This window comes from Mycobacterium sp. 1081908.1 (genome assembly GCF_001673535.1).
Classification (GTDB): Bacteria; Actinomycetota; Actinomycetes; order Mycobacteriales; family Mycobacteriaceae; genus Mycobacterium.
In genome coordinates, this window is the sequence record NZ_LZLY01000117.1 from 1 (window position 1) to 13,181 (window position 13,181).

General features: G+C 71.0%; 12 protein-coding genes and 1 pseudogene. 3 read left to right on the forward strand and 10 right to left on the reverse strand.

Annotation, left to right across the window (positions count from 1 at the left end):
• The coding region (locus tag A5655_RS18380) for a xanthine dehydrogenase family protein molybdopterin-binding subunit (protein ID WP_067012375.1) at positions 1 to 1,835 on the forward strand (1,835 nt) is incomplete at its 5' end.
• Here A5655_RS18380 and A5655_RS29440 read toward each other — a convergent pair.
• The 9 genes and pseudogenes from A5655_RS29440 to clpB form a co-directional block, all read right to left on the reverse strand.
• Positions 1,813 to 1,933, reverse strand: a pseudogene (locus A5655_RS29440) (hypothetical protein); the annotation flags it as partial. The gene A5655_RS18380 and the pseudogene A5655_RS29440 sit on opposite strands and share 23 nt — an antisense overlap.
• Complete coding sequence (locus A5655_RS18385) at positions 1,934 to 2,596, reverse strand: SRPBCC family protein (RefSeq protein ID WP_067012376.1); 663 nt, start codon at positions 2,594 to 2,596, stop codon at positions 1,934 to 1,936.
• Between the two features lie 65 nt (positions 2,597 to 2,661).
• Entirely contained in the window at positions 2,662 to 3,804 is a 1,143-nt protein-coding gene (locus A5655_RS18390) for an XdhC/CoxI family protein (RefSeq protein WP_197508738.1), read from the reverse strand.
• A gap of 128 nt (positions 3,805 to 3,932) precedes the next feature.
• Entirely contained in the window at positions 3,933 to 4,577 is a 645-nt protein-coding gene (locus A5655_RS18395) for an RNA methyltransferase (protein WP_067012378.1), read from the reverse strand.
• Entirely contained in the window at positions 4,574 to 5,473 is a 900-nt protein-coding gene (locus A5655_RS18400) for a hypothetical protein (RefSeq protein WP_067012379.1), read from the reverse strand. The genes A5655_RS18395 and A5655_RS18400 overlap by 4 nt, the downstream gene beginning before the upstream one ends.
• A 12-nt stretch (positions 5,474 to 5,485) precedes the next feature.
• Positions 5,486 to 6,028, reverse strand: a complete 543-nt coding sequence (gene pyrE / locus A5655_RS18405) for an orotate phosphoribosyltransferase (RefSeq protein WP_067012381.1) — start codon at positions 6,026 to 6,028, stop codon at positions 5,486 to 5,488.
• A complete protein-coding gene (locus tag A5655_RS18410) occupies positions 6,015 to 6,785 on the reverse strand; it encodes an SDR family oxidoreductase (RefSeq protein WP_067012383.1) in 771 nt (256 codons plus the stop codon). Before A5655_RS18410 ends, pyrE begins: the two co-directional genes overlap by 14 nt.
• A gap of 34 nt (positions 6,786 to 6,819) precedes the next feature.
• Positions 6,820 to 7,668, reverse strand: coding sequence for a trehalose monomycolate transport factor TtfA (gene ttfA, locus A5655_RS18415; RefSeq protein WP_067012385.1), 849 nt, complete (start codon positions 7,666 to 7,668; stop codon positions 6,820 to 6,822).
• 206 nt (positions 7,669 to 7,874) lie between these two features.
• The gene (clpB, locus tag A5655_RS18420) at positions 7,875 to 10,421 is read right to left on the reverse strand and encodes an ATP-dependent chaperone ClpB (RefSeq protein ID WP_067012387.1); all 2,547 of its coding nucleotides are present in this window, start codon (positions 10,419 to 10,421) and stop codon (positions 7,875 to 7,877) included.
• A gap of 125 nt (positions 10,422 to 10,546) precedes the next feature.
• Between clpB and A5655_RS18425 the strand changes: the two genes are divergently transcribed.
• Positions 10,547 to 11,725, forward strand: a complete 1,179-nt coding sequence (locus A5655_RS18425) for an FAD-binding oxidoreductase (protein ID WP_067012389.1) — start codon at positions 10,547 to 10,549, stop codon at positions 11,723 to 11,725.
• Between the two features lie 13 nt (positions 11,726 to 11,738).
• Positions 11,739 to 12,629: an aldose 1-epimerase gene (locus tag A5655_RS18430; protein ID WP_067012390.1), complete on the forward strand. Its 891-nt coding sequence runs from the start codon at positions 11,739 to 11,741 to the stop codon at positions 12,627 to 12,629.
• Between the two features lie 11 nt (positions 12,630 to 12,640).
• Here the strand turns inward: A5655_RS18430 and A5655_RS18435 are convergent, their stop codons facing one another.
• Complete coding sequence (locus tag A5655_RS18435; protein WP_156764925.1) at positions 12,641 to 13,177, reverse strand: hypothetical protein; 537 nt, start codon at positions 13,175 to 13,177, stop codon at positions 12,641 to 12,643.
• Between the last annotated feature and the right edge of the window lie 4 nt (positions 13,178 to 13,181).

Here is a 13,181-nt window from a genome sequence, read left to right on the forward strand (position 1 = left end):
CCCGGGCGATCTACGTCGACGTCGCGGCGGCCAAGCTGGCCGTGGTGCCCGACGAGTTGGACGTGGCCGACGGCGAGATCACCGGCCCGAACGGCGTGGCCACGAGTTACTGGGAGCTCGCCGACGATTCGCTGCTGGACCGGGCGGCGACCGGTGAGGCGGCGCCCAAGCCGGAGTCGGCCTACGGGGTCGTCGGCACCGACGTCGCACGGCTGGATCTGCCCGACAAGCTGACCGGGCGGCCGCGCTACCTGCACGACCTGGTACTGGACGGGCAGCTGTACGGCCGCGTCGTTCGCCCGCCGTCGCGCGGGGCCAAGCTGCGTGACCTCGACACCGGCCCCACCCTGGCGCTGCCGGGCGCGGTCACCGTCGTGCGGGACGGCGAGTTCCTGGGCGTGATCGCCGAGCGGGAGGGGGTCGCGGTGCGCGCGGCCGAGCGGCTGCGCGCCGACGCCCGGTGGGACGAGCGTTCGACGCTGCCCGACGAGGACGACCTGCCCGGGTTTCTCGTGTCGGCGGCGGCCGAGACCTCGGTGCTCGCGTCCAAAGAGGCTGGGGAGCCGGTCATTTCGACGCGTACTCATACGGCGCGCTACCACCGCCCCTACCTGGCGCACGGCTCGATCGGGCCGTCGGCGGCGGCGGCGCTGTCTCACCCGGACGGCCGGCTGGAGGTCTGGTCGCACAGCCAGGGCGTGCACGTGCTGCGGCGGGAATTGGCTTCCGCGCTCGGCCTTTCGGTCGATCAGCTGGTGGTGCGCCACGTCGAGGGGGCCGGGTGCTACGGGCACAACGGCGCCGACGACGCCGCCATGGACGCCGCGTTGCTGGCCCGGGCGGTGCCCGGGCGGCCGGTGCACCTGGTCTGGTCGCGCGCCGACGAATTGGCCTGGGCGCCTTTCGGTCCCGCGGCCGTGGTCGAAATCGGCGCGGACTGCGGCGAGGACGGCGGCGTGCTGGGCTGGCGCCACGAGATCTGGAGCGGCAGCTACATGGGCCGGCCGGGCACGACGCCGACGCCGGCGTTCCTGGCCGCCGCCGACCGGGCCGGTGGCGAGCCGATCCGCGCCGGCGGCGAGCCGCCGGTCGAGTGGGGCGGCGGGACCGGGCGCAATTCGGTGCCGGGCTACGACTTTCCGTCCTACCGGGTGATCAACCACCTGCTGACAGAGATGCCGCTGCGCACCTCGGCGCTGCGTTCGCTGGGCGCCTTCGTCAATGTCTTTGCCGCGGAGTCGTTCCTGGACGAGCTCGCCGTCGCCGCGGGCCGCGACCCCGTCGAGTTCCGGCTGGCGCACCTGTCGGATCCGCGCGGGCGGGCGGTGCTGGAGGCGGCGGCTTTACGCGCCGGCTGGGCCACCTGGGCGCCGCGGGAGGCCGTCGGCCGCGGCATCGGGTACGCGCGATACAAGAATGCGGCCGCCTACTGCGCGGTGGTGGCCGAGGTCGAGGCCGTCGAGGAGGTCCGGGTGCGCCGGCTGGCGATCGCGGTGGATGCCGGGCTGATCATCAACCCCGACGGGGCGGCCAACCAGATCGAGGGCGGCGCGATCCAGGCGACCAGCTGGACGCTCAAGGAGCGGGTGCGGTTCGACGAGTTCAACGTCACCAGCGACACCTGGGAGACCTACCCCATCCTGCGGTTCTCCGAGGTGCCCGCGATCGATGTCGAACTCATTGCCGGACAGGGCAATCCGCCGCTGGGGATCGGGGAGTGCGCCCAGGGCCCGACGGCCGCCGCGATCGCCAACGCGGTGTACGACGCGCTCGGCGTGCGGGTGCGCTCGCTGCCGCTGACCGCCGAGCAGCTCATCGCGGCGATGCCGGGCTAGCCAGGGCGGTCAGCAATTCGCGCAGGCCGGTCAGCGAGCGCGCCGGCAGGAACAGGTCGGAATTCCCCCTCCGCCGCACGGGGATTGAGCCACACCAGCTAACGCCTACGGCCGAGCACCCAACCCAGCACCAGCGCGGCGAGCACCGCCAGCAGCATCGGGGCGTACTTCTTGAGCTGATCGCCACCGGCGAGCTCGAGCAGATCGATGGGCTCGGGCTCGGGAGCCGGGGGCTGCCGGGTTCCCGGAACGGGGTTCGCCGGCCAGGCCGGAATCGGCTCCTCCGACGCCGCGTCGGGCGCCGGGGCGCCGGTGTTCTTGGCGGCCAGTTCGGCCTCCAGCGATTCGACGAATTGGCCCAGCAGCTTTTCCGACACCTGCTGGAGCATGCCGCTGCCGAACTGGGCAAGCTTGCCGACGATCTTGAGGTCGGTGTCGACGGTGACGCTGGTGCGCGCCCCGTCCGCCTGCAGCTGGGCGGTGACGGTGGCGGCGGCATTGCCGGTGCCCCGGGATTCCTTGCCCTTGCCGTCGATGACCGCGCGGTGGGCGTCGCGGTCCAGCTCGACGAAGCGCACCTTGCCGCTGAACTCGCTGGTGACCGGGCCGACCTTGACCTTGACCTTGCCCAGGTAGTCGTCGCCCTCGTGGCCGGTCAGCTGCGCGCCCGGCATCAGCGGGATCACCTGTTCCAGGTCGCACAGCACGTCCCAGGCCTGCTCGATCGGCGCGCTGACGGTGAACTGGTTGGCGATCTTCATGCTGTGCGTCCTCTCGGGTGGGGCTGTGCTCGGCTGGCGCGTCGCGAGTCAGAATACGGCCGTCACTACGACCGTAGAGCCGGGTCCCTCGCGTCGTGGTGGATTCGTCCGGCGGTCTCGCTCAGCGGGCGGCCCCCGCCTCCCCAGCGCTTGGCGATGATGTCGGCGGCGATCGACACGGCCGTCTCCTCGGGAGTGCGGGCGCCGAGGTCCAACCCGATCGGGCTGGACAACCGGCCCAGCTCGGCCTCGCTAAGCCCCGCGGCCCGCAGCCGGTTCATCCGGTCGTCGTGAGTGCGGCGCGATCCCATCGCGCCGACATAGCCGACCTGCGGTAGCCGCAGCGCCACTTCGAGCACCGGGACGTCGAACTTCGGGTCGTGGGTGAGCACGCAGATCACCGTGCTCGCGTCGACGGCGCCCGCCTCCGCCTGGGCGGTGAGGTAGCGGTGCGGCCAGTCGACGACGACGTGGTCGGCGGTCGGGAAGCGCACCGGTGTGGCGAACAGCTCGCGGGCGTCGCACACGGTGACCCGGTAGCCGAGGAACGATCCCTGCTGCGCCAGCGCCGCGGCGAAGTCGATGGCGCCGAACACCAGCATCCGCGGGCGCGGCGCGTAGCAGGCGACGAACACCTCCATGCCGTCGCCCAGCCGTTGCCCGTCGGGCCCGTACTTGAGGACGTCGCTGCGCCCCACCGCCAGCAGGCCGCGCGCATCGTCGGCGACCGCGTCGTCGGCGCGCGGCGAGCCCAGCGATCCGGCGACCGCGTCGGGCCGCACGACCACCCGGCGCCCGACCCACTTTGCGTCGGGATGCGCGATGACGGTCGCGACCGCCACCGGCCGGTGTTGGCCAATGTCGTCGGCCACCGCGCCGAGTTCGGGAAACGTCGATCGCGACATCGACTCGACGAAGACGTCGATGATGCCGCCGCACGTCAGCCCGACCGCGAACGCATCGTCGTCGCTGACACCGTAGCGTTCCAGCCGCGGCGTCCCGGACTTGGCGACCTCGTTGGCGAGTTCGTAGACCGCTCCCTCCACGCAGCCGCCCGACACCGACCCCGACACCGACCCGTCCGGCGCCACCACCATCGAAGCCCCCGGCGGGCGCGGCGCGGACCGGAAGGTGCGCACCACCGTGCCCAGGCCCGCGGTGTCGCCGGCGCGCCAGATCGCCATCAGCTCGGCAAGGACGTCGCGCACGTTCCCAACGTAGAGCGTCCGGGTGCTGAGCGTGCGCTCAGGTATTCCGTGTGAATCCTGGGCGACGACACGCCGATCGGCTTCGCCACCGGTTCACACCGAAGGTCAGGGATTTACACTGAAGGCCGCTACCACGCGCGGCCGAGATCCGCGTGCTGCCGGACCCAGGCATGCATCGCGATCCCGGCCGCGACGCCGGCGTTGATGCTGCGCGTCGAGCCGAACTGGGCGATCGACACCGTGACCGCCGCGCCGGCGCGGATGTCGCCGGTGATGCCCGGCCCCTCCTCGCCGAACACCATCAGGCAATCCCGCGGCAGCGCGGTCTCCTCCAGCCGCTGCGCCCCCGGGACGTTGTCCACGGCGACGACCGTCAGACCGGCGCCCGCCGCGAACTCCAGCAGCCCGGCGGTGCTGTCGTGATGGCACAGCCGCTGATACCGGTCAGTCACCATGGCGCCGCGGCGATTCCAGCGCCGCCGCCCGACGATGTGCACGGTGTGCACGGCGAAGGCGTTGGCGGTGCGCACCACCGAGCCGATGTTGGCGTCATAGCCGAAGTTCTCGATCGCCACGTGCAGCGGGTGACGGCGCCGGTCGATGTCGGCGATGATCGCCTCGCGGGTCCAGTACCGGTAGGCGTCCACGACGTTGCGAGTGTCGCCGTCCCGCAACAGGTTCGGGTCATAGCGCGGATCGGTGGGAAGGTCGCCCCGCCACGGCCCGACGCCGCCGGACGTCGTGCCCCATTCGGTGGGCCCCGGATCGCTCATCGCTGCGTCCACACCCCGGCGTGGGTGCCGTCGACCGCCACAGTGGCGTACAGCAGCGCCTCGTTGATCTCGCCCTGGGTGCACAGCGACGCGTTGACGCGGACCGAGTCCAACGACGCGTCGGGCAGGATCAGCACCGACGACCCGTACGTCGCGCAGGCCGGGTTCAGGCCCCGGCCGGGCAAGGTCGGCGACGTCAGCAGCATCAGCGGACCGCCGCGCTTGGCGGAGTCGTCGCGATAGCGATCCGCCAGGGCGGTGGCTTCCAGGCCGAGCAGCATGTAGCCGTTGCCGTTGAACGCGGCGGGGTCGCCGAGCTGGGCCTTGGTCACCGGGGCGCCGTCGGCACGCCAGGCCGTCAGGCTGACGGTCTTGACGGTCACGCCGGTGTCGTTGGCGTTGGTCGGCAGCAACCCCACCGGAAACGCAGCCGGGTAGGCCGCCGACGTGTTCGGGATGCGGTCGCGCGGCGAGTAGCCGTACACGCCGCGGACCTGGCTCCGATCCTTAAGCGGCCCAAGGCAAATGGTGCCGGTGAGCCGGTTCGGGGGCGCCGCCAGCGGGTGTTGGATGTCGTGCACGGTGGCCGCCGCGTCGTCGCAGCTGCCCAGGGCGGCCGACTCCATCGGGTGCGCCAGCGCGCCGTAGAGCCCGAAGCGAACCTCCTCGGGTTTGGCGTGCGGCGCCTTCGCATCGGTGGGCGACGCGTCGAGGTCGACCAGCACGTAGTCGCCGTCCCAGCGCAGGTTCGACACCGACATGTTCCAGCCCAGCAGCGCCAGCGATTCGCCGAGCCGCGCGGCCTGCGCGCCGAAGACCCGGGCGGGATGGTCGGAGCCGGAACAGCCCATTAGCACTACCGCCAGGCAGGCCAGTAAGGCGACGAGACTGCGCATCCGTCCCGCGGCCTAGCCCAGCCCCAGATCGGCAAGGCCCAGCACGCTGCGGTAGGGAATGCCCTCTGCCTCGATGGCCTCGGCGGCGCCGGTCGCGCGGTCCACCACGGTGGCCACCCCGATCACGTCGCCGCCCGCGTCCTGCACGGCGTGCACCGCCGTCAGCGCCGAATTGCCGGTGGTGCTGGTGTCCTCCACCACCAGGACCCGCTGACCGGAGACCTCGGATCCCTCGATAAGGCGTTGCAGCCCATGGGCTTTCGCCGACTTGCGCACGACGAACGCATCGATGGGCCGCCCGGGCGCGTGCATGATCGCGGTCGCGACGGGGTCGGCTCCCAGGGTCAGGCCACCGACGACGGCGTAGTCCCAGTCGGCGGTGAGTTCGCGCATCAGCGTGCCGATCAACGCGGAGGCGCGATGGTGCAGGGTGGCGCGGCGCAGGTCGACGTAGTAGTCGGCCTCCTTGCCCGACGACAGCGTCACCCGGCCGTGCACCACCGCCAGGCGGCGCACCAGGTCGGCCAGCTCGCCGCGCGCGTCAGCTCCGGTCACGGCCGCCGACCCGTTTCGTCGCGGTACGCACCAGGCCGCGGGGCAGCAGCCGCCCGGCGGTGACGATCGCCTTGTACTGCAGGCCCGGAACGCTGATCACCTTGCCGGCCGCGACGTCGGCCAGGCTGGCCGCGACCACGTCGTCGACCTCGAGCCACAGGAACGGCGGCAGCTTGGCCATGTCCATCCCGGCCCTGGTGTGAAATTCGGTGTGCACGAACCCCGGGCATACGGCGTGCACGCCGACCCCGGTTCCGTCCAGCGCGCCCGCCAGGCCCTCGCTGAACGAGATCACCCAAGCCTTGGACGCCGAATAGGTCGCCGACCGCCCGTTCACCAGCCCGGCGACGCTGGCGACGTTGATGACGGTCCCGGCGCCGGCGGCGATCATGGCGGGCACCGCGGCCCGGGTGAGCCGCAGGACCGCGGTCACGTTGACGTCGAGCTGCGCCTGCAGCAGCGATGGATCGGCCGTCCAGAATTCGCCGGACGTGCCGAAGCCGGCGTTGTTGACCAGGACCCGCACCCCCGCGGCGAGCCGCTCGGCGACCTTGTCGCGGCCGGCCGCATCGGCCAGGTCCGCGGGCAGGATCTCGACGGTGCCGCCCTGGCCCTCGAGCTCGGCCGCCAGTTTGGCCAGCCGGTCGACGTCGCGGGCGACCAGAACCAGGTCGTAGCCGTCGCGCGCGTAGCGCCGTGCGTAACCCCCGCCGATCCCGGACGTCGGCCCGGTGATCAGGGCTACGGGGCGAGGCATGAGCGACAGTGTAGTGACGCGGGCCCGGCCGGCCTCAGCGCTGGTAGTTACTGGCCTGATGGCCGTTGCGCCCGGTCGGCGGCTGCCGACCCTGGTCCCGGCGCAGCGGCTCGGTGGGGCGGCGGGTGGCCTGGACATCCGAGCCCAGCAACCCCGACACGTCCTGCTGCGACCGCCTGGACGGCAGCTCCAGGCGACCGGCGGGCGCCAGGGGGCGGCTCGGTGCGGCGTTGCGCAGCCCCGCCGGCGCCCCGGCGTCCTGCGGGGTCTCCTGCGGCACCGGCGGCAACACCCGCAACAGGTCGTTGAACTGGCGCACGGTGCGCAGGCCCTCGTCCCATTGCGCGCGCGTGCTGGAGATCGGCATGGCGACCAGCGTCCAGTTCTGCTCGTTCCACATGATCTCGGCGCAGTCGGGGGCGGTGTGCGCGAACGTGACCATGCGCCGGTCGCAGGCCCGCCGCGCCGCGTCCAGGTTGGTCGAGTACACCATCCGCGGGCCGATCGCGCCCAGCAGCCAAATGTCGCTCTCCCGAGGCTCTTTCAGGCCCTTGAGGCGCAGGTCGACAACGACGTTGGTGCCGACCTTGCGGTGCAGCGCGATCACCGTCGCGACTTCCTCGACGTCGAAGATGTAGACCGCCTCGCCGCGGATCTGGCCGAGCACGACGTTGTGGGCGGAGACGTCGCCCACCGTCGAGATCACCCCGCGCTTCCAGCGCTTCAGGATGTCGGCCGATTCGCGCTCGTAGTCGAAGCCGTGCGACCGCGCCCATGATTTACGGCGCCTGCTGCGCCCCCGGCGTCGATCGATGTCGACGTACAGCAGCACGCCCGCGCCGACAAAGCACAGCGCGGACAGCGTGAACCAAAGGGGGACCATCCCACACAGGGTATCCGCTGTCGGCCCGGAATAGACAATGCGACCAGGTCACAAGCAAATTAAGGTTTGCCAGGGCGCGCCGAGTGCGCGCGGCCGGGCCGCATCGAGTGTGCGCTGACGGCTTTGCGTGTGAGCTGGCGGCGGGATTTCACCGATTTTCTCGCCCCGGATCCACACCCAAAGCCCAGGATTCACACCCGCGCCGGCTAACCGAGGATCAGCGCGTCGCCGTCCGGGCTGACGTTGACCGGAACCGTGTCGCCGTCGTGCACGTCGCCGGCCAGCAGTTGCTTGGCCAGCTGGTCGCCGATGGCCTGCTGAACGAGCCGGCGCAACGGCCGCGCCCCGTAGACCGGGTCGAACCCGCGCTGCGCCAGCCACTTCTTGGCGGGCAGCGAGACCTCCAGCTGCAGCCGCCGCTGCGCCAACCGCTTGGCCAGCTGCTCGAGCTGAATGTCGACGATCTGCACCAGCTCCTCGGGGTTGAGCCCGTCGAAGATCAGCACGTCGTCGAGGCGGTTGATGAACTCCGGCTTGAACGCCGAGCGCACCGCGGCCATCACCTGCTCCTCGCTGCCGCCCGACCCGAGGTTGGACGTCAGGATGAGGATGGTGTTGCGGAAGTCGACCGTGCGGCCCTGCCCGTCGGTCAGCCGGCCCTCGTCGAGGACCTGCAGCAGCACGTCGAACACGTCCGGGTGCGCCTTTTCGATCTCGTCGAACAGCACCACGGTGTAGGGCCGGCGGCGAACCGCCTCGGTCAGCTGACCGCCCTGGTCGTAGCCGATGTAGCCGGGGGGCGCACCGACCAGGCGGGCGACGGAGTGCTTCTCGCCGTACTCGCTCATGTCGATGCGGACCATGGCCCGGTCGTCGTCGAACAGGAAGTCGGCCAGCGCCTTGGCCAGCTCGGTCTTGCCGACGCCGGTGGGGCCCAGGAACATGAACGAGCCGGTGGGCCGGTTGGGGTCGGCCACCCCGGCGCGGCTGCGCCGCACCGCGTCGGACACGGCCTGCACGGCCTTCTTCTGCCCGACCACGCGCTTGCCCAGCTCGTCTTCCATCCGCAGCAGCTTGGCGGTCTCGCCCTCGAGCATCCGCCCGGCCGGGATGCCGGTCCACGCGGACACCACGTCGGCGATGTCGTCGGGCCCGACCTCCTCCTTGAGCATCACGTTCTCGCGGGCCTCGGCCTGCGGCAGCGCGGCGTCGAGCTTCTTCTCCACCTCGGGGATGCGCCCGTAGCGCAGCTCGGCGGCCTTGGCCAGGTCGCCGTCGCGCTCGGCGCGCTCGGACTCCCCGCGCAGCGCCTCCAGCTGTTCCTTCAGCTCGCGCACGACGTCGATCGCGTTCTTCTCGTTCTGCCAGCGGGTGGTCAGCTCGGCCAGCTTCTCCTTCTGGTCGGCCAGCTCGGCGCGCAGCTTCTCCAGACGCTCCTTGGAGGCCTCGTCCTCCTCTTTTTCCAGCGCCATCTCCTCGATCTCGAGGCGGCGCACCAGGCGCTCGACCTCGTCGATCTCGACGGGCCGCGAGTCGATCTCCATCTTCAACCGGCTGGCGGCCTCGTCGACCAGGTCGATGGCCTTGTCCGGCAGGAAGCGGGCGGTGATGTAGCGGTCGGACAGGGTGGCGGCGGCCACCAGGGCCGAGTCGGTGATGCGCACGCCGTGGTGCACCTCGTAGCGGTCCTTCAGGCCGCGCAGGATGCCGACCGTGTCCTCCACCGACGGCTCGCCGACGAACACCTGCTGGAAGCGGCGCTCCAGCGCGGCGTCCTTCTCGATGTACTTGCGGTACTCGTCGAGCGTGGTGGCGCCGACCAGGCGCAGCTCGCCCCGGGCCAGCATCGGCTTGATCATGTTGCCGGCGTCCATCGCGCCCTCGCCGGTCGCGCCGGCGCCGACGATGGTGTGCAGCTCGTCGATGAACGTGATGATCTGCCCGGCGGAGTTCTTGATGTCGTCGAGGACGGCCTTGAGCCGCTCCTCGAACTCGCCGCGGTACTTGGCGCCGGCCACCATCGACCCGAGGTCCAGGGCGATGACGGTCTTGTCGCGCAGGCTCTCCGGCACGTCGCCGGCGACGATCCGCTGGGCCAGGCCCTCGACGATCGCGGTCTTGCCGACGCCGGGCTCCCCGATGAGCACGGGGTTGTTCTTGGTGCGCCGGGACAGGACCTGCACGACGCGGCGAATCTCGTTGTCGCGCCCGATGACCGGGTCGAGTTTGCCCTCGCGGGCGCGGCCGGTCAGGTCGGTCGAGTACTTCTCCAGCGCCTGGTACGTGGCCTCGGGGTCGGCGCTGGTGACCCGCGCGCTGCCGCGGACCTTCACGAACGCCTCCCGCAACGCCTGCGGGGACGCGCCGTGGCCGGTGAGCAGCTTGGCGACGTCGGAGTCACCGGTGGCCAGACCCACCATCAGGTGCTCGGTCGAGACGAACTCGTCGTCCATCTCGGTGGCCAGCTGCTGGGCGGTGGTGATGGCGGCCAGCGATTCGCGCGACAGCTGCGGCTGCGAGCTGGCGCCGCTGGCCTGCGGCAGCTGGTCCAGGATGCGCTGCGCCTCGGCGCGGATGGTGGCGGGCTCGACGCCGACGGCCTCCAGCAGCGGCGCGGCGATCCCGTCGTTCTGCGTCAGCAGCGCCAACAACAGATGGGCGGGCCTGATCTCCGGATTGCCGGCGGCCGAGGCCGCCTGCAGGGCCGAGGTCAGGGCCGCCTGCGTCTTGGTGGTCGGGTTAAAAGAGTCCACGACTTTCTCCGTTTGGGGTCAGAAAGGGCTGCATAAAATGCTTGTCGTGATGTTCAACGCCGTCAAGGTTGAGTGTGTTCCGCTCAAGTCTACAAAATTTCGTTGACGCCTAGAATCGGGGCACCGTGAGCCTGGAGGACCGCGCTGCGTTGCGGGTACTGCGCGACGCCTTCGCGCCGGGCGACTCCGGCTCCGACCAAGACAACGAAGTCGTCCGCCGGTTCTACACCCACTGGTTCGCCCTCGACGTCTCGGTGCGCGACCTGTTCCCGCCCGAAATGGCCGCCCAGCGGGCCGCATTTGCGCACGCCCTGCACTGGGTCTACGGGGAACTGGTGGAACAGCGCGCGGCCGAGCCGGTGGCCTTCCTGGCCCAGCTCGGACGCGATCACCGCAAATTCGGCGTGCTGCCGAACCATTACGGCACGCTGCGCCGCGCGCTGTACGCGACGCTTCGTGACCGCCTCGGTGACGGGTGGACCGAGCCCGTCGCGGCGGCCGCCGATCAGTCGCTCAACCTGATCACCGGGGTGATGAGCGGGGCCGCCGACGCCGAGCAGGGGCCGGCCTGGTGGGACGGCACGGTCATCGAGCACATGCGGGTCTCGCGCGACCTGGCCGTCGTGCGGCTGCAGCTGGACCGCCCGATGGACTACTACCCCGGCCAATACGTCGACGCCCACGTTCCGCAGTGCCCGCGCCGGTGGCGCTACCTGAGCCCCGCGATCCCGGCCGACCCGGGCGGCGGGATCGAGTTCCACGTCCGGCAGGTCGCGGGCGGCCTGGTGAGCAGCGCGGTCGTCAACGAAACGCGGCCCGGCGACCGGTGGCAGCTGTCCAGCCCGCACGGCGGCCTGCGAGTCGACCGGGACGGCGGGGACGTGCTGATGGTCGCAGGCAGCACCGGGCTGGCGCCGCTGCGCGCGCTGATCATGGACCTGTCCCGCTACGCGGTGAACCCGCGGGTCCACCTGTTCTTCGGCGCCCGCTACCGCTGCGAGCTCTACGACCTGCCCACGCTGTGGCAAGTCGCCCAGCACAATCCGTGGCTGTCCGTCTCACCGGTCTCGGAGTACAGCGCCGACCCGCCGTGGGCCGCCGAGTATCCCGACGTCACGCCGCCGCGCGGGCTGCACGTGCGCCAGACCGGCCGCCTGCCCGACGTGGTGACCAAATACGGCGGCTGGGGCGACCGGCAGATCCTGATCTGCGGCGGACCGGATATGGTTCGTGCCACCAAGGCCGCCCTGCTCGCCAAAGGCGCGCCGCCCGAACGCATTCAGCACGACCCACTGTCCAGGTGAACCGAGGTAAGCCATGCGCATCGTCACCCTGACCGACCCGTCATCGCCGGTGGCGGCGCAGTTCGTGCCGGAGGCGGGCATGATCGGCACGTCGCTGACCGACGCGGGCACCGAACTGCTCGGCCAACGTCGCGGCCTGCGGGCGTACGTCGAGGCCGGCAAAACGATGGGCATCCCGATCCTGTATCCGTGGGCAAATCGATTGGGCGACAACACCTACACAGCCGAGAACGTGACGGTGACGCTGACGCCCGGGGAGAACGGTGTCCGTCCCGACCCCAATGGGTTGCCGATCCACGGCACCCTGGCCGCCTACCCGGGCTGGCGCGTGACGGCGGAGTCGGACGACGAGCTCACCGCCGAGGTCGATTTCGGCGCCGACCCGCGGTTGCTGGCCGGTTTCCCCTATCCGCACGTGCTCTCGGTGGCGGTCCGCCTGGCCGACCGCACGCTGTCGGTGCGCACCACCGTCACCGCGACGGGCAACACGGCGGTGCCGCTGTGCTTCGGCTTCCATCCCTACCTGCGCCTGCCGGACGTTCCCCGCGCCGAATGGATGATCGAGACGCCGCCGCTGCGGCACCTGCGGCTCGACGAGCGGGGCCTGCCCACCGGCGAGTCGGAACAACAGCCGGCCAGGGAAGAACCGTTGGGCGACAATGCATTTGACGACGCCTACGATCAGGTGGGCGACGGCGAGGTGTTCGCGGTGTCCGGCGGCGGGCGGCGCATGGAGGTGCATTTCGACCACGGGTACCCGGCGGCGCAGATCTTCGCCCCCCTCGCCGAGGATGTCGTGTGCTTCGAGCCGATGACCGCGCCCACCGACGCGCTGCGCCGCGGCGGCTACCGCTGTGCCCGCCCGGGGGTGCCGGCGGTCACGCAGTTCTCGATTCGGGTGTGAGCGGGCATCTTTCACCACCGCAGCATCGGGAAGGGCCGACCCGGATGCCAGGCGGCGTAGCGGGTGAGGCCCTTGGCGAGGAATGCGTGGAAGCCGCAATACGGCAACTCGGCGACGACGGACCGGACGGCCAGGCGGCCGACCCCGTCGTGTAGCAGACCACGGCTCACGTCGATTCGGTCGGCTATCCGAAAGGTTTCGGCCATCCGGTCGTGCGACGGCCGCAGCCGGTGGTGTTCGACGATCAGCGTGCGCACGTCGTCGACGTTGTCGATGCCGAATTCGTCGGCGTGCGCGGCCGCCAGATCGGCCGAGGGTGCGAGGTAGTCGAATGTGCCCGCGGTCCAGATGCCGAGATCGTGTGCGGCCCAGGCCAGAACGGCGAAGTCCGGGACCGGAGCTGCGAGCAGCAGTTGGTGATAGTTGATGCCGCGATAGACGTGATTGCGGTAGGTACGCAGCTGTGCGCCCAGCTCGCGTTGATATCGATGAAGCAGGGTCTCGACGATCGGGTGATTGCTGACCACCTGAATGTCGCGACCGGTCATCGGG

Coding starts and splice junctions, on each gene's coding strand:
- A5655_RS18395 (WP_067012378.1), bottom strand. CDS start 4,577: ATGAGCGATCCGGGGCCCACCGAATGGGGCACGACGTCCGGCGGCGTC.
- A5655_RS18410 (WP_067012383.1), bottom strand. CDS start 6,785: ATGCCTCGCCCCGTAGCCCTGATCACCGGGCCGACGTCCGGGATCGGC.
- A5655_RS18435 (WP_156764925.1), bottom strand. CDS start 13,177: ATGACCGGTCGCGACATTCAGGTGGTCAGCAATCACCCGATCGTCGAG.
- A5655_RS18400 (WP_067012379.1), bottom strand. CDS start 5,473: ATGCGCAGTCTCGTCGCCTTACTGGCCTGCCTGGCGGTAGTGCTAATG.
- A5655_RS18430 (WP_067012390.1), top strand. CDS start 11,739: ATGCGCATCGTCACCCTGACCGACCCGTCATCGCCGGTGGCGGCGCAG.
- ttfA (WP_067012385.1), bottom strand. CDS start 7,668: ATGGTCCCCCTTTGGTTCACGCTGTCCGCGCTGTGCTTTGTCGGCGCG.
- A5655_RS18385 (WP_067012376.1), bottom strand. CDS start 2,596: ATGAAGATCGCCAACCAGTTCACCGTCAGCGCGCCGATCGAGCAGGCC.